This is a genomic window from Parabacteroides sp. CAG:2, from assembly GCF_000436315.1.
GTDB lineage: Bacteria > Bacteroidota > Bacteroidia > Bacteroidales > Tannerellaceae > Parabacteroides > Parabacteroides distasonis.
Genome location: NZ_FR885297.1, coordinates 37803 through 55002, shown reverse-complemented (window position 1 = coordinate 55002; position 17200 = coordinate 37803). Strand labels below are relative to the sequence as shown.

The window sequence follows — 17200 nt, the reverse complement described above, 5'->3', positions numbered from 1 at the left end:
CTTCGCTATTCGCTTCGCAAGGTGTTTACCGGATTGCGGGATGCCGCTTTATAACTATGCTTGCTTACGGTCAGTAGCGTAACTATCAATACGATACCGCCGGACAGCAGGCATGTTCCTATGGATATGTCCACCCGATATACGAAATTCTCCAGCCAACAACTCAGCGAATACCACGTGATAGGAACGGCAATTGCGAAAGCGATCCCTACCCAGCCGATAAACCGACGATTTAATAGATACAAGATCTCCTCGGCCGTAGCCCCGTTTACCTTACGGATACCGATTTCTTTCGTACGCTGCCGGATGGCATAGAGAGCCATGCCGAATAATCCGAAGGCGGTTAGCAGGAGGCTGATGATCGAGTACATGATGAGCAAATGTGCCAGTTCGATCGTTTTTCGGTTAGATAACATAAATTCCTCGTATATATCTTGATATTCGAAAGGTACGTTGGGGTTGATCTTTTCCCATGTTTGTTGCAGTAAAGCTAGAGCCTCGGCTCTGTGCTCCTTTTTCAGTCGGATTTGGACGAGGTTATAGGGGGGAGTATGCGTTAGGTAGGTCAAGCTAGGGTAAACCTCTTGTCGTAAGGTTCCTGTATATAGATTCTCCACGATCCCTGCTATAATCGCTATCGGTTCTCCCTCCTTTTCCATCTTCCCGAATTCAGTGTCGTAAAGGCGGACAGGCTTACCCACGGGATTCTCGCCTTTGGGCACGAGCAAACGTGCGTACTGTTCGTTAATATAGACGGGTGTGCTGTATCGTTTTAGAGCCTCTCGTTCTGAGAGTCCTTGAAGAATGTTTATCTTCATAACCTTTAGGAAAGTACTATCACCTTCGTATTGGCCTAGCGTATAATTTAGTTCGTTTCCGTTTTCGTCTTTCAAGACCATTGTCCGCAAGTTGAACTGTATGATCCCGCTTCTCGAAAGGCACATCTCTTCTATGGAAGGATAACGCCGGATCTCTTCAGAGAAGGTCTGTATATGGTTCCCACTCCAGTCGGCTATTTCGATGAGGTCCCGGTAACGTTCACCGTTTGTCTGAGTGAGCGTTAGTTGCTGCCGTACGGTTAGCGTGGCGAATACCAGAGCTATTGAGATGGCGAATTGTAAGATGGAGAGCCCGCTTATGATTGTCCGCTTCCGGGTACCGGTGGTGAATGATTTATACTCGGAATGGGAAAGGGAGTTGATCTTATGGCTCATATATAATGAGGGGATAATGGATAGAGCTAGGATGAGTGCCACGATCACAGGTAAGACCTGTCCACTAAAGAAAAATCCCAAGGAGATACGTCCGGAAACGATCCGGTTGAAAGCCGGCAGGAAATCTAGTGTAAGTAACAAGGATAAAAAGAAAGCGATCAGCACGGTAAGGAAAGTATCCAAGAATAGCTGGCGATGGATTTGCCCAGCCGATGCTCCCATCACCTTCTGGGTGTAGATCATCCTTACCTGTTGCAAAATGCGGGAGAAACTTAGGTTGGCATAATTGAAACAGGCGATCACGAGGATTAGGATGGCTGAGAACAAACCAACGTACAGTAAGTCTTTCTGGTTTCGGTGGATATAGGGGATGTATTCTTGTGTATAGGTTTGCTCTTGGAAATAACTCTCTTGGAGGGTATAGAAATAATACTGTCCGGTTCCGTTGAAAGTAGGTACCTTATCATCCTTTAGTTTTTGAGTGAACGTATCGATGTTGAAGAGATCGTTTACCAGTAATAAGGTAGGGCCGCCATTGAACTGGGAGGTAGTACCTGCCAATGCGTTGAACTTCAAGAATGATTGAGGGTACTCTTTGATAACGGCGGCGACCTCGTAGGTAATCGTCTCGTTCTCATAAGCGTACTTTGCCAAGAAGGTTTTACCGATAGGATCCTCGTTCCCGAAGAATATCTTCGCTTGGTATTCGGTCAACGCAATTGCGTTTGGTTGGGTTAATGCCTTGCTTATATCTCCTGCCATTACCTTGTAAGGGAAAAAGCGAGGAAAGGAGGGATCAGCTCTCACGATCGAGATTGGGGCGAAGCGCTTTTCTCCTATCGTGATGGAGGCGGCATTCTCTATGTTCAGTCGTAAATAATCCTCAACTTCCGGGTATTGGTCTTTTAGCTGCACAGGGATCGGCCCTTTAATAAAAGATACTTTCTCTCCGGAGGTCAAGGGAGAGTCTTGTGCCATATAGATGATATGCGACTTATTGGGATTATGGGCTTCTATCCTAGATTCATAAATGACGTATGAGATCAGTAGGTTGGTACAAGTGATGCCTGCCGCCAGACTCAATAAGGAAATGACGGCGAACGTCTTGTTTCGCCACCAGCTACGGAATATAAGTTTTAGAGATATGGATTCCATGGTTTTATCTGTTTGTTGGTTCAAAGCTATCCGGTTGCGTGGAATATGGCAAATAAAATCGGAGGAAACGATCGTAAAGAACTGGATTTGTCTAAATATTGGACACTGAGACCCGGGAAAAGATCGTATCTTTGCGTACGAAAAAAAGAGGAGGCTTAATGCGTGACGCGAAGATTATAGTCGTAGATGACAATGAGGCGATATTGAGAAGTCTGCGGACGGTCTTGTCCCATGAGTTTAAGACGATCGTTACCGTATCATCTCCCGTATTATTGCCTGCCCTTTTGCGGAATGGAGATGTGGATTTGGTTTTACTGGATATGAACTTCGGCACTGGAAAGCAAGGCGGAGGGGAAGGACTTTTCTGGTTGGATCGTATCTTGGAGCTTAAGAATCCTCCGGCCGTTATCTTGATAACCGCTTTTGGGGATATCGAGTTGGCTGTATCTTCCCTTAAAAAGGGAGCTACGGACTTTATCGTGAAACCTTGGGATAACGAGAATTTGATTCAAGCACTTACCCACGTCTTGGAACGTCGTGCGGAATCAGATGAGAGCGAGATTTCGTCTGTGGCAGAATCTCTAGTCTCCCATCCTTGTACGTTGGAGGATATGGAGCGGCAGTTTATCGCCGAGGTATTGAAAGAAAAGAAAGGGAACCTGACGCTTGTGGCTCAACAATTGGATATTAGCCGCCAGACCCTTTATAATAAGATGCGGAAATACGGGTTGTAGATTATAAGGAGAGTAACCATGGTCAACCGGAATTTATACCTGAAGATTATAGGGAGCGTTTCCTTAATCGTACTTTTTGCGTTACTTGGATCTGTATTGTTGATAACCGGTATTTCTTATTTTTTATCCTTTGTATGTCTGTGTGTTATCCTGTTGATAACTCTGTTGCTAATCCAGTGGATAAACGGTACAAATCGTAAGATCGCTATTTTCTTCGAGTCGGTTCGTAATGGGAATACAACTTTGCGATACCCGGATAAAACGAATGATCCCTTTGTAAAGGACTTATATGCGGAAATGAATCGGATTATCCTCCTATTCAGTCAAAACCAGAATGAGATGGAAGAGAAGCGCTTGTATTACGAGAGCATCTTGCGGGTACTGACGCATGAGATTCGTAATTCGATTACGCCAATCCGTTCCTTATCTGCTGATCTGTTGAAATATTCCGATACATATACTCCGGAGCAATTACGGGAAGGTTTGGAGGTTATTCATGGGCAAGCGAAAAATCTATCCGCTTTCTTGGATTCCTACCATCGTCTGACGCATCTTCCGGAGCCGGAAAGAACTGAGGTGCCTATAACCTCTTTATTTCGGAAGATGGAACGGTTGTTGTGTGCCGAGGCGGGTAGCGACCGTATTCGTTTCTCCTCTGCGGAAGCTTTAACGGTACATGTGGACCAAAACTTGATTGTGCTGGCTCTGATTAACTTGATCCGTAACGCATTACAGGCGATAGAGGGGCAAGTGGCTGGTATCGTCTCCGTAGAAGCCTTGGAGGCTGATGGTAGGGTATATATAACTATAACAGACAATGGCCCCGGCATTTCTCCGGAACTATTGTCTGCTATCTTTACGCCTTTCTTCTCTACGAAGTCCGGTGGTAGCGGCATCGGTCTCAGTATCTCCCACCGCATAATGCGATTACATGGCGGCGATTTAACCGTTGATTCCTTGCCTGGTGTCCGTACCGAGTTTCGTATGACGTTCTAGAATATGACTTTCTTGATTTTTTCAACAATCAAGTTGAAAGGCTCGGCTTTTACATGGCTGCATATTCTCACAACGTCTCGTTCAGTGTAACCTCCTATTAATTGGCAAATAACGAAGCTTTTCTTTGTTAAGTTTTTTGTTAGCATAGAGTCTTCTAAAGGAAATGTATATTGTGGATTATAGTTTTTGGAAGATATCATAGCTAGGTAAAAGAAATCTTCAGCTGCTTGCAAATCATCGTTTGAGATGACGATAGCCATGTGAGGTTTGGTTATTCCATTAGGAAATAGATAATTGACTTCTACAACATCTCGTTGATGTATTTTCATTCGATGAGATATTTGGATATATATGCTGCCATGGATTGTCTGGAATGGGCTAGAAATAAATCTTTCTCATTCATAGGACTGAAAGGTTGGCTATCGCTTTTCCTTTGGTTGGAAATGTTGTGTTTAGCCATCTTGGGCGACGAAACATTTCTAGTTGGTCTGTTTTTTGTCGTTCTCATATCTTTTGTTTTTATGTTATTGGCAAATATACGTATTTATTTCAAAAGATCTCCTGTTTAAATGGAAAAAGAGATTATGGCTAAAGCTTATGGTATAACTATCGCTTTGGCCATAATCTCTTATAAGATTGTCTGATCAATACCCCAACTCAAACGGTTGTTCTACGGCAGGTACGCCTTCGGACATCCATTTAGGCATTTTATCGTTCTTTAGGTAATGGTTGAAGAATTGGAACATGCGGCGTTGGAAATCGATGCGGTTTGCCATATGCATCGGCCAATGCGGTTCGCCTGTATAATTCAGTAACCAGCAAGGTTTACCTAACCGTTTCATGGCAACGAAATACTCGATACCTTGGTACCAAGGCACATGACCATCGGCATCGTTGTGCATGATCAATATTGGGGTCTGCACCTTATCCATCGTGAACAACGGCGAGTTTTCCAGATAACGAAGTGGAGAACTCCATGGCGTAGCTCCTAAACGGCTTTGTGTATGCTCGTATTGGAAAGAGCGGGCCATGCCGGAACCCCAACGGATACCGCCATAAGCGCTAAACATATTTACGACAGGCGCCCCAGACTCGATAGCGGAGAATAAATTCGTGCGAGTCGCTAAATAAGCTACTTGGTAACCTCCCCAGCTATGTCCTTGCGCACCGATCCCTTTTTCGTCGATATATCCTTTGGCGATCATCATGGTGATACCCGGCATCAAGCAGTTATAGCAGCTTTCTCCCGGATAACCATCTACATAGCGAATGTCCGGGTTGAAGATGACATATTCGTTGCTATTGTATAAGTGATAATCGATCGTAGAACGATGCGGTTCCGGCATACGGTAATTATATAAAGTCTCCGAATTCCGCTCGTAGAAGTTTACCATCATCGGGTACTTCTTGTTCGGATCAAAATTCGCCGGCTTATAAACGACACCTTCCAGTGGACGGCCGTCCAAGGATATCCATGATACCAACTCGGCGGTACCCCAGATAAAACCTTCCTGCTGTTTGTCTTCGTGTGTCAATTGCACGGATTTCTTGAACGCCAAGGTCGAATAGTGGATATCCGGGTATTGCTGGAAGGTTTCCATCGTATAGATCACGTCATCCGTATTCTTCGCCTTGTTGATAGATCGCAGCATATAATTGCCCGCCAGCAAAGTCTTCGGGGCGGCAGGAGCGGAGAGGCGTGCGTTGTAGAATCCGTATCCTTTTGTGGCCTCGTTGAATCCTTTTAATAATTGCGGTTTGCCGAGGTCGATAAAGCGAGCCTCTTTATCCAGTTGTTCCAAGCGGTAGGAAAGTTTCTCCTTCCTTCCGTTCACGGTCAGGTTGATCGGTGGGGTGGCTGCGGTCGGATCGAATTTCCAGATGTCGTAACGATCATAGATCAAGAGATTTTGATCATTCGCGGTCCAGCCGGCGGCTCCATGCGCATAAGGATAATCGGGAACGTCGTTCTCCTCGTCCCAAGCCGGGAAGCTTTCCGGAGTGGTTAGGCGATATTGCTTACCTTCCGCCAAGGCGATCGTGTACCAGCAGCTATCCGTCTCGCCATACCAATACGCATATTTACCTTGTGGGGAGAGGCGGAAACGGCCATAATCCGCTTGGGCGATTTGCTTGCGCTCCCCGTTATCCAACGATACGGTATAATAGTCGCTGCGTGTGCGGGCCTCCCACATGGAAGACAAAGAATAGGGACGGGAAGTGGAAAGGAGCGCCAAGGGTGCGTCACCCTCATTACCCAATTGGATATTCGGTAATTCCTCATTCGCCAATTGGAAGATAGAGCCGTTGCCCAGATTATAAACCGCTTGATAGCTTTTCTTTAAGTCTTTTTCCTTGTTGTAATTCTGTACGGTATATTGTACGGGCTCATCCCAACTCCAAACCTGTACGTTCGGACGATTCTCGGCTAGTTGGGTCGTGTCTTTTTGCCTCGGCTCCGGTGAGGTACCGAAGAACAGACGGGAAGCGGATTTCGAGAATTGAAGCATCCCGTTCTCATTGATTACCCATTCAGCAGGGAAAGCCTTGTTTCCACGGGTGGCGATTTCTTTCGCGGGAGCGTTATGTTCGGATAGCCATAAGCTTAACGCTTTGTAAGAAGAATCTTTGTCGGCGCAATATAAGAAAGCCAGCCGTTCCCCTTTCTCGTCGAACGTGGTTTGTTTGAATACGCCTTTTCCCTCTTTGATGAGCACCGGACTTCCTTTCTCCGGATTCAAGGTGAATATACCTGCTTCTCCTTCCGCCACGCTCGTGTAATATAGCATACCGCTTTTCTTGGCGAATTGGAAATCCGTTACGGTCGGGAACTGGAAGGTCTTGCTTCCATCCAGCGAACGGACGTACAAAGTGGAGTCCTTCCGGCCTCTTTGATAAGCGATCCAATCCGCCTCGTCCGCTAATTTGAAGGTTTTGAGGGAGTCTATCGTCTCCTTTTTACCGGCGACGGAATAGATTACCAAGGTGTTCATCGGCATCTTGTCCTCTTTCGTCTTCAATACTTTCAGGGAATCTACCGTGGACTTTCCGGGTGTTTGCGTGACAACCAGATAACCCGAGGAAGCGGAGAACGCGAACTTATCGGCCGGAGAAAAAGTGGCGGTCTCTTGCCCTTGGGCCGCATACAAATAAACGGTAGCGTCACCTTCCCAAGGTTCCATCTTGCAAGCTACCCATTTTCCGTTGTCCGAGATCTCCCGGTCCGTGATTCGTTGCCAAGTGATCAGGTCATCAACTGTTAGGCTTTTAGAGGCGTTTTGCGCAAAGGCTGGGGAAAGACTTCCCAGACATGCTACAAAAGCCAAGTACTTTAAGTGTCTCATCGTGGTTGTATATTGATTTTGAAGCAAAGATAATGGCTTTATCAGAATCTTTGTTGCTTTTGACCGGAATTTGCTTCTGGAAAAACACGTACGTGTTTCCGAGAAAACATGTACGTGTTTTTTGTAAAAGTCGTACGTGTTTTCTGGATAAGGTAATGGCGTTTTTAATGTGTTGATTATCAGTGTTCTTTTTGAGCGTTCTAATGATCGCAGTTATAAGCAGCTTACAATGGGCATTATAAAGGTGTTACAATGCCTATTGTAAAGACCTTATAATGGGCATTGTGGTGATAGGAAATTCCTTTGGTCAACGGTAGGAAAAAAGGTTTGTAAGTGGTTAGTTATTCACTTCCCAAGCCGTAAGTTATCCACTAGGTATAGCCGTTAGTTATTCACTCGACAAGCCGTAAGTTATTCACTTCCGAGGCCCAAAACAGGGGAGTTTATATTGAATATGTTATTTATTGCAAGGAGATATTTTAGTACGCTATTATAATGTACGCATGTACATTATATTATATATATGAAAATGATTGGTGAAAACGATCGTTATAATTAGTCATTTGCAAAGGTACGCGTTTCTTTGACTTCTGCAACCCTTCCGAGCTATTTTTTTGTTCCCTTATTCGCTTTCTTATCAATAGGATAGCCTATCCTTTACGAAACAACCGATTCCGTAAACGAACCTCCCGTTTTTCTTCTTTAAAAACGCAAGATCTAAACGATCGTTTAAACTAGTCGTTTTCGAATAGGAGGTGATCGGTTAATATGTTGAATGATATTTAATTAACACTATTATTAATATTTAAATTAGAGATTATGAACAAGAGAATTTCTACGTTGATGACAATGGGCTTGCTGACCGCAGGTGCATTGTTTACTACTGCGAATGCTCAAACAACCAAAGAAGCGGCAGATACCCAATTCAATGGCAGCAAGTATTATTATCTTGCGAATGAGAATGGCGGAACTTACAGCTACATTGGTGGACAGAGCGTGAAAAAAGGTACTGCGGAGCAATACACCGCATTGAATACTACGGCAGAAACTGATGAGGATGTAGTTAGGGGCGATGGTACGTATTTATGGGCTATTTCTCATGTAACTCGTAATGGTAAATCCTATTTTACGTTTAAGAACAAGGAAACAGGTACTTTATTGTCTTTTGCCAAGGATGGTACAATCACTACGACGGTGGATGCAGGCAAGGCTAATGAGTTGACATGGTTGGACGAAAACAAGTATATTCAAGCAGGTGAGGTTATCCAAGCCGTTGACGCTTCTCACCAAATCGGGCTTTCGGGTACAACTTGGTCAATGAACTCTAGCGGAGTAAATATTCAAGTTTTCGTACAGGATGCAGCTCCTGTTTCTGTTGATGACTTAAATGCGGCTTTAGGTAATGGTTTCGCTTTGAGTTTTCCGGCGATTAATCCACAGCCGAAGGAGAATATCTTCGATCAGAAGATTAGGGCTTATAACTTTGCTGGAGAGACTTGGGCTACAAACTTGTCTTTACCGTCAGGAACTTATTTCGCCGTATCTGCTCCGAAAGGTGGTATTGTAGATGAGGCAACTTTCAAGGCTTCTACCTTTATCGCTGTAGACCCGGTAAACCATTTTGGTATCAATGCGCTGAAGAGAGCGGATGGCGTTGGTTTCGCTTTCAAGTTGGTATCCGGAGAGAATTTGGTAATGACTGCAAACACGTCTAAGGAGCAAGTTTACGCCGGTAACGCTGCGTTTACGGTATCAGAGATGGATAACGTAAACAAACCGGGTGAATATACATTGAAACTGTCTTCCGTACGTGTGAAGAAAGATGCGGCTAAAGACGATCAAACTACAGTTCCTGATGTTTATGTAGACGCTATTACCTCTACAGGCACTACTTATGTAACAACGACTAGCAAGCCGACTACCGCAAAATGTACGATTAGCACTTCCAATATGCTGAAAGCTTCTGAATTGTTGAGTAAGGATGCGCCGTCCGTATTTAATGTATTGTTCGTAAGCAATGAGAAGAATGTGACTAAATCCGGTTCTTCCGAATACGGTAAGTACTTAGGTTTAAAAGTAGGAACGAGCGATTATGAGTTGTTCGCTCAAGGCCCGGATTATGTAAACTTGAACGCTCCGCAGAATCAGTGGGTAGTAACTAAGATTGACGGGCAGAAGTTCACGTTCACGAACCGTGAGGTAAATACCTATAATACTTCTACGGGTGCTGCCACAGGCCTTTCATTCACGGCTTCTTTACGTAAGACCGATGAGGCTAATGTTTACGAAGTAAATGCGGAGTCTAAGACATTCACTTATGCTTATGTTGCAAATAACTCATATACGATTTCTAATGACAAAGATTTGGCAACAGTAGATGGCTTGAAGATCAAATTGATCCCTGCTACGGTAACTCCTTCCGCAGGTTACGCTGATTATTCAGACGCTGAGCTTGCTGAGTTAGCTAGACTGAAATTTACGGTTGGATCGAATGTTCTTTATAAGGATTTGTACTTGAAAGCTAAATATACAGGCTCTACTCCTTCTTCTGTAGAGGCTACTCAAGAAGCGTTGGATGCCGCTGAATGGGAAATCATCAAGTTCGATTGCAGTGCCGCTGAAAGCGACGTGGCTAAATCCGATACGATCTATGGATCTACAAAATACGCTTATATCGTAAAAGACGAAGAGACTAAGACGAAAGACGTGAAAGATATCGCTATCGTATCTTACGCATTCAAATTGCATATGGACGGTAAGGCTTTCTATTTGAATGAAACTCGTGGAAGCTATTCACTTATTCAAGAAGATGACGTGGAAGACGCTCCTAGATTTATCGTGAAGGAGAACAAGAACGGTTCCGCTTATTTAATTAAGGCTGGTACAGAACGTAAATACACAGAGATCATTAATAAGAATACGCAAGGTTTGGCTTTGAGTAGTACGGATGGCAAGTTGACGCAGGAAAGTATTTATGCGACAGCAAAAGACGTAAAAGCTAGTTTCTTCGTAGTGAGAGATATCACGACTCCTTCCTTGCCTTCTGTTCTTAGACATGCTTCTTTCCAAGCATTGGAAGGTGGTTTCGTGGCTGTAGGCGAGGCTAACGACGCTGTTATCGCTCCGACAAGCGCAGATGCGGAGAACTTGACATTCTGGTTGGATACTGCTGATACGAAAGCTTATACTCCTTCATTCTATATCTCTAAGGGTGTTGATACGACAGCCAACGCTCCGAGAATGTTCTTGTATAACGCTAAGGATTCCGCTTCTTATTACAACCCGGGTTCTGCTAGCCTAGTAACAGACGATAGCTATAAGTTGGTGGATCGCACCTCTATCAAGGCTATTTTCCGCCCGGCTACTTTGGTAGGTATCGATACTTTGTCTACTACTGTAAAAGGTAAGGAAACAGAGGTGACCGCTAAGAATGGCTTGAACAACTTTAAGTTCCAGATCGTATTGAAAGATGCTACTGTAGAAGGTGAGTATATCATCAAGAGTTTATCTAGTTCAGACTATATCTTCAACTTGAACGGTAAACTTGGATTCACGAACGATAAATCAGAGGCTTTGGTCGTAAGCGTTGAGAACGGTATCATCCCGACCGGTAACGAGTCTATCGACAGCTCCGCCTCTTCTATCGTAGTGATCGGCAACGCCGGTTCCGTAACGATCCAAGGCGCTCAAGGCGAGACGGCTTATGTTCGTAACCTGTTGGGTATGCCATTGGCTGAGACAGTGGTTACTTCCGATAACGCTACGATCGCTGTTCCCGCAGGAATCGTTCTTGTAACGGTTGGCGACGAGACTGTAAAGGTTGTCGTTAAATAAGACATGTAAAGGAATAATGAAAAATAAATCGAAAATCATCCCCGTGCGGATTATCCAAGTATCCCGTGAGGGCGAACAGGCGGGAATGGATTAATATTAATACTAAAGTAATAAATTAAAGTTCATCCCTTAGTACTTCCGTGAGGAAGGAAAGCGGGAAAAGAATCAGCCCCGGTCGTTTGTTCGATCGGGGCTTACTTTTTCGGCTCAGTCCTCACTATATGGAAATTTTCACAGTCATATTTCCTATCGCAAAAGTAGGAGATGATAATAACAGTTGCAAGGACAAATAGTTAAAACATCTCAGACGTTCCATTATATAGGATTTTGCGATAGTATGATTTGTACTAATGATTCGTCCCCTCGAATAAATCCTTTGAATTGTTGGATAAGCCATTCTTTAGCTTGAACTGGTTGAACGTATAGCTAAGGGTCAAGCCTATCAACGGGTAATCGGGCCGGATTCGTGTTTTGGAAATCAAGTTCGAGGAAGTGATCGTATTGACATAACGGGCCGTATTGAAGACATCCCGGAAAGAGAGGGTGGCCGTCAACTTTCGTTTGAAGAATTGTTGCCGTATCGCTAGGTTGACAAACCAGAACGACAGGGTTCTTCCTTGGGTGGTTACGGAAGGGCCTACGAAATTGCCGTCAAGCTGTATCCTTGTGTATTTACCTGCCGTGAAAGCATTGTTCCATGCGATCTCGTAATTGGTGCTGGTCTCATTCTTCCCATCTGTCTTATACTCGTTCTCTACCCGGTAGTGATAAAGGCTACCGTTTATTTGCGTATTCCACCAACTGGTGGCCTGCAAACTGCCCGATAGTTCTATTCCGGTGGAATAATCATGTCCCACGTTCGCCATGGAATCCAAGGTAACCCCGGCTTGGTAAGGAACCCGTAATCGTTCGATCTTGTCTTTCCGGGTTCGGTGGAATAGGGAGGCAGACAAGGCATTGTCGCCGGAAGTCAAGGAATAATTCAACTCGAAAGAATGAATGTACTCCGGGCGTATATCCGGGTTACCGATCTCGGCTGTATAGTAATCCTTGTAAGTGATGTATGGCTCCATGAAATAAAGCTCCGGTCGGGTCGTACGACGGCTGTAAGCGAATAGAAGCTTCTGATTTTGTGTGAGGTTATAACCGATATGGGCGGATGGGAACAACTCAAAACGCCTTTGTAGGCGGTTCGCCCAATCTTTGGAGCTACGTAATACTTGATGCGTATGTTCTCCCCGTAATCCTACTTGAAAATCAAAAGACCGGTAGCTATCCCCAACGATCGCATAAAGGGAGTTGATCCCTTGTTGGAAATAGAACGTGTTGTAAATATCGTCACGCCAGAAGAACTCTTTGGTATCCGGGTTCCAAAACTGCATACTATAATCGCCGTCTTCCGAGTATGAGAAATATTGATAACCCGCCTTGATTTGTCCGGTTTTGCTGTATGGAAATACATAATCGGCTTTCGCACGGACGGTCCAACGATGTTCGGCCTCCCACGCACGATGACCTTGCTGGCGTACGTTGTTTTTGTCGAACAGATCGCTTTGGAAATATTCCAGAGCGTTGCCTCCATATTTCAAGAAGAAGCTACCGCTAAGGTTATGCCCCTTATCATTGAACTTATGATCCACGGCCAGATTCCCTAGTCCGAAAGTCTCATGGATATCAAAGTCGTCAAGGCTCTTGAACTCTCCGTTCTCGAATTGCTCGCCATTAGCGGAACGTTCTTCCGTATATTCCAGATCCCCTTTTCGCTTGAGTCCGGCATATCCGCCTTCCGCGTTAATAGAAAAAGTCGTTTGTTTTTGCGTATAGCTCCAACCTCCGTTGAGAATATATGCGTAGCCGTTACTTTCACGGGGGCCATTGGAATAAGAAGTCGTTGTCGTATCGTTTACCAACGTCGTTTTCTCTTGGGTAAAATGACTTTTACGAAGTCGGTTTCCCACATAACCGCCTATACGCCATTGAGACGCCTTGTTTTGTCCGGTCAACAAGAAATCCAAGGTCCGGCTCCATACCGTATTCCCGCTTAGGTTGATTACTCCGCTCAGCCCTTCCCCGAAGTTCTTCTTGGTAATGACATTGATGATCCCGACATCACCCCCTGTATCATGTTGGGCGGACGGGGTGGTGATGATCTCTATATTCTGGATTTGTCCGGACGGGATCTGTTCCAAGGCTTGGGTCCCGGTAAATATACTGGGCTTTCCATCTACGTAGACCGTGAATCCGCTACTTCCCCGGAAGGTAACCTCTCCCTCGGCGTTCACCCGGATGGAAGGCGTGTTCTCTAGGATATCGACAGCGGTTCCTCCCGAGGAAAGCAGGTTGGAAGAAGCCTCGATGATCTTTTTATCCAGTTTATAGATGACTTGTTTCTTGTTGGCTACGACCTCCACTTCCTGTAAGCCTACCTCAAGCATTTGCATCGGGATAATACCCAGATCCTTGATCTGCTCTGTAAGGATAAACTCCTCTCCCATATAAACATCATATCCCAGAAAATGGATACGGATCGAATACGTTCCCGGTTTTACGGGCTGGATTAGAAAAGAACCGTTCGCTTCAGTCATAGCTTCTTCGACGATATGATCTCCATCATATAATACAACGTGAGCGTAGTCTAATGCCTTACGGGTGGTTTGATCGATTACGATTCCTTTAATACCCGGATTCGCATGGATAGATAGTAGCACGCTAAGGAATACTAGCGATAGAAAAAGTTTTCTCATATTTTACATTCGTTTTAGAATTGATACCGCAAAGCTAGGGAAATAGGGAGGGAGCGGGCCGGACATATGTTTCATAATACCGTACAAATCGTTCAATCTTTCTATTTTCTGTGATTTTCACCCACTTAATCTTTATATTTGGGGCATTAATCGGATGAATGGATGAGAATATACCTTTTACTGCTGTTTGTACTTATGGTAACGAGAACGCAAGCTACCAACGTTATTTTTGACCGGATAACAATGGATAGCGGGCTTTCTTCTTCCTCGGTGACCTCTATTTTGAAGGATCGTACCGGGTATGTCTGGGTCGGGACGACTGAAGGCTTGAACCGCTACGATGGATATACGTTTAAAGTATTCTTGCCCGTACCGGATTGCCCGGAAAGTATACAAAGCAGTTCTATCGATAAATTATTCGAGGATTCAGATGGAGGTATCTGGATCTTTTTTTCCTCGGGTGGGATTAGCCGTTATGACAGAGGTTCGGATACATTTTTGAATTTCACGAAAGAATGGCTTCGACAACAGTTACGTGTGTATGGTAGTCCTACTTGTTTCTCGGCCTCCGTTCCGGGACATATCTTTATAGGTACGGAGAACGGGATGTTGGAGTATGACGCTAAAGAGAAGAAATTGGTACGCCTTTCTTCGGCGGGTTCGGTAGTCTCGTCGTCTCCTGTGAATTGTTTGTATTCGGCGCCGGATCATTCGTTTTGGGTAGGGACTTTAGCAGGTTTTAGTTTGTATGACAAAGAAACAAACCACTTTCAAGATTATACGATACGGACAAGTGACCGGGAGGATATCAATGCCGGCAATTTGAATGGCGTTAATGCGATCTATATCGACCGGTTTGATTATATGTGGTTAGGTACGGGACGTGAAGGGGCTTTTCGTTCGGTTGATATGGGAGAGCGAGAAATCTTTCAATCTGTCGGGCGTGAGGATACTCGGGTATATCAATTCTTGGAGACCGGTGATGGTGATTTCTGGATCGGACATAATAAGGGGGCAAGCTTGATTAGCCGGATGAACCGGCTTGCCTTGCGATGTGAGCATTTCTTTGACCGGCCGGAGGATCTGGAACCTACGGGAGAATGCCAAGTGCGATCCATCTTCGAGAGTAAGGATGGAACGGTCTGGTTTGATGATAGCCGTTTCAATCAAGGTCTTTTTTATTATTCTCCGAAGGAGAGGAAAATGGGACAGTTGAGGAACGTGCCGGAAGACGCACATTCTATCAGCAGTAACCAGATTACCTGTTTGTTTCTGGATGACTCGGATCATCTGTGGGCGGGACATTCCACGTATGGAGTGAGCCATGCGGATTTAGCACCTTCCTTGTTTCGATATACCTTGGGATACACGGAAAAAGAGAATCTGTCTTCTCTTCATATCCTAGCCGTTTATGAGGATTCGGACCTGAATCTTTGGGTTGCGACCTCTAGGGGATTAGACCGGATTAACCATAAGACTTCCCGGGTAGATATGCGTTTTACCTTCTCACCCCGGAAAAGTCCGTCCTCTTTATCCGGAAAGATTATAGGTTCTATCCGTGAGGATTCGGAGCGGAACCTATGGATCAGTTATCAAGACGCCAACCCGGACCGGTTGAATCTGGATGATTTCCGAATCCGCCCTTTTATACCGGATTACCAAGTCTCTTATGATTATCCGATCAACTCGTTGTCGGAGTTATGTAACTTATGCGTGAGCGAAGAGTCTTGGTTTTGGGGAGGAGCGGATGAGGGGCGGCTTCGGGTGTGGGATACGAAGACGAGAGCGCTTATCACGTATCGATATATACCGGGTGAGATGAATCCCCTTGCGTCGAATCATATTCATTGTCTGTTTGTGGACTCTTCCGGTTATTTGTGGATCGGTACGAATGCGGGGTTGGATCAATACGACAAGCGAACCGGGCGATTTGATCATTTCACGGTACAGGATGGCTTATCGGGAAATATCGTACGAGGAATCCGTGAAGGTGAGCCGGGCATCCTGTTTGTCAGCACGAATAAAGGGCTGAGTCGCTTGGATATACAAAACCGGCATATCGTTAATTATACGACGGCAAACGGTTTATTATCGAATGAGTTTATGGGTGGCGCTTGCTGTAAGCGCAAATCGGGTGAACTTGTATTTGGCAGTAATGAGGGGATCGTTTCTTTTGATCCCGTTCAGTTAACGGACGGTTTGAGAAAAATACCTGAGTCTCTGCGAATCACGAACCTCACGATCGGAGACTCACGTGAGAAGCAAGGTTTACAGGTGGGTTTTATTGCGTTCGATTATTCTCATCCCCGTAGTATCCGATACCGGTATCGTCTGGATGGATATGATACGGATTGGCGAGAGGTGGACGCCAGCGATCGTACGGCTATATATAACCGTCTACCACCGGGAAACTATGTGTTTCGGGTGGAAACTTCCGGCAATGGTTCCTATTGGAGCGCTCCCATTACCGAACCTGTCAGGATCTTTCCTCCTTGGTGGCGGACGTGGTGGTTTATTTTGCTGGTATTCGTGGTTGTATGCGTACTGTTGTGTATCGCCTATAAGAGCAGGGTGCGCTGGTATCAACTTCGCCAAGCCGAGTTGGAGCGTAAGATACAAGAACGTACACGGCTGTTGAAACAGGCCAAGCAAGAACTGGAGGAAAAAGATGCGTTGAAAACTCGTTTCTTTATGAATGTCTCTCATGAGCTTCGTACCCCGCTGACGATAATCAAGGGATTGACGGAGGATCTGGAACGGCATTCCGGTTCAGAAGTATCTTGTGGAGATAAAGAGATTTTGCGTACGATCTCCCGGAATACCAATCGCTTGATTCGGCATGTCAATGAATTGCTGGATTTATCGGTATTGACCCGGGGAGTACCTTCCCCGCATATCGTTTGTGCGGATCTCAGCCGATTCTTAGAGGAGATTTCGGAAACCTTTATTCCTTTGGCCGATTCCTATAAAATCGCGTTTACGTATTCGATTGCCCCGGATATCTCAATCGCTTATTTTGACAAGAATATCCTAGAGCAGGTTCTATATAATTTACTGTCGAACGCATTTAAGTATACGCCGGATGGTGGTTCGGTAAGCTTTTCCGCTTCATTGGAGCAAAGCTCATCCGATGCGGTCATGACTTTACGAATTAAGGATAGTGGAATCGGCATTCCTCC

8 protein-coding genes are annotated in these 17200 nt (G+C 45.1%); 4 read left to right on the top strand and 4 right to left on the bottom strand.

What is annotated here, in order from left to right; all coding sequences use genetic code 11:
• Nucleotides 1–5 precede the first annotated feature (5 nt).
• A complete protein-coding gene (locus QVP94_RS09815; protein ID WP_022192500.1) occupies nt 6–2369 on the bottom strand; it encodes an ABC transporter permease in 2364 nt (787 codons plus the stop codon).
• A 158-nt stretch (nt 2370–2527) separates the two neighbouring features.
• Here QVP94_RS09815 and QVP94_RS09810 point away from each other — a divergent pair, with 158 nt between their 5' ends.
• Complete coding sequence (locus tag QVP94_RS09810) at nt 2528–3103, top strand: response regulator (RefSeq protein ID WP_022192499.1); 576 nt, start codon at nt 2528–2530, stop codon at nt 3101–3103.
• Nucleotides 3104–3121: 18 nt separating this feature from the next.
• Nucleotides 3122–4099, top strand: a complete 978-nt coding sequence (locus tag QVP94_RS09805; RefSeq protein ID WP_008772820.1) for an ATP-binding protein — start codon at nt 3122–3124, stop codon at nt 4097–4099.
• Here the strand turns inward: QVP94_RS09805 and QVP94_RS09800 are convergent.
• Nucleotides 4096–4428: a type II toxin-antitoxin system PemK/MazF family toxin gene (locus tag QVP94_RS09800; protein ID WP_008772819.1), complete on the bottom strand. Its 333-nt coding sequence runs from the start codon at nt 4426–4428 to the stop codon at nt 4096–4098. The two genes, QVP94_RS09805 and QVP94_RS09800, sit on opposite strands and share 4 nt — an antisense overlap.
• 315 nt (nt 4429–4743) lie before the next feature.
• Complete coding sequence (locus QVP94_RS09795; protein WP_288213224.1) at nt 4744–7443, bottom strand: S9 family peptidase; 2700 nt, start codon at nt 7441–7443, stop codon at nt 4744–4746.
• Between the two features lie 819 nt (nt 7444–8262).
• Here QVP94_RS09795 and QVP94_RS09790 point away from each other — a divergent pair.
• Nucleotides 8263–11277 carry a DUF6383 domain-containing protein gene (locus QVP94_RS09790; protein ID WP_022192495.1) on the top strand — a complete coding sequence of 1005 codons (3015 nt, stop codon included), beginning with the start codon at nt 8263–8265 and terminating at the stop codon, nt 11275–11277.
• A gap of 347 nt (nt 11278–11624) precedes the next feature.
• Here the strand turns inward: QVP94_RS09790 and QVP94_RS09785 are convergent, their stop codons facing one another.
• Nucleotides 11625–14021 carry a TonB-dependent receptor gene (locus tag QVP94_RS09785; RefSeq protein WP_022192494.1) on the bottom strand — a complete coding sequence of 799 codons (2397 nt, stop codon included), beginning with the start codon at nt 14019–14021 and terminating at the stop codon, nt 11625–11627.
• 162 nt (nt 14022–14183) lie between these two features.
• On the opposite strand from QVP94_RS09785, the gene QVP94_RS09780 reads away from it, so the two are divergent.
• Nucleotides 14184–17200: sensor histidine kinase (locus QVP94_RS09780; RefSeq protein ID WP_288213223.1), on the top strand; the 3017-nt coding region annotated here is incomplete at its 3' end.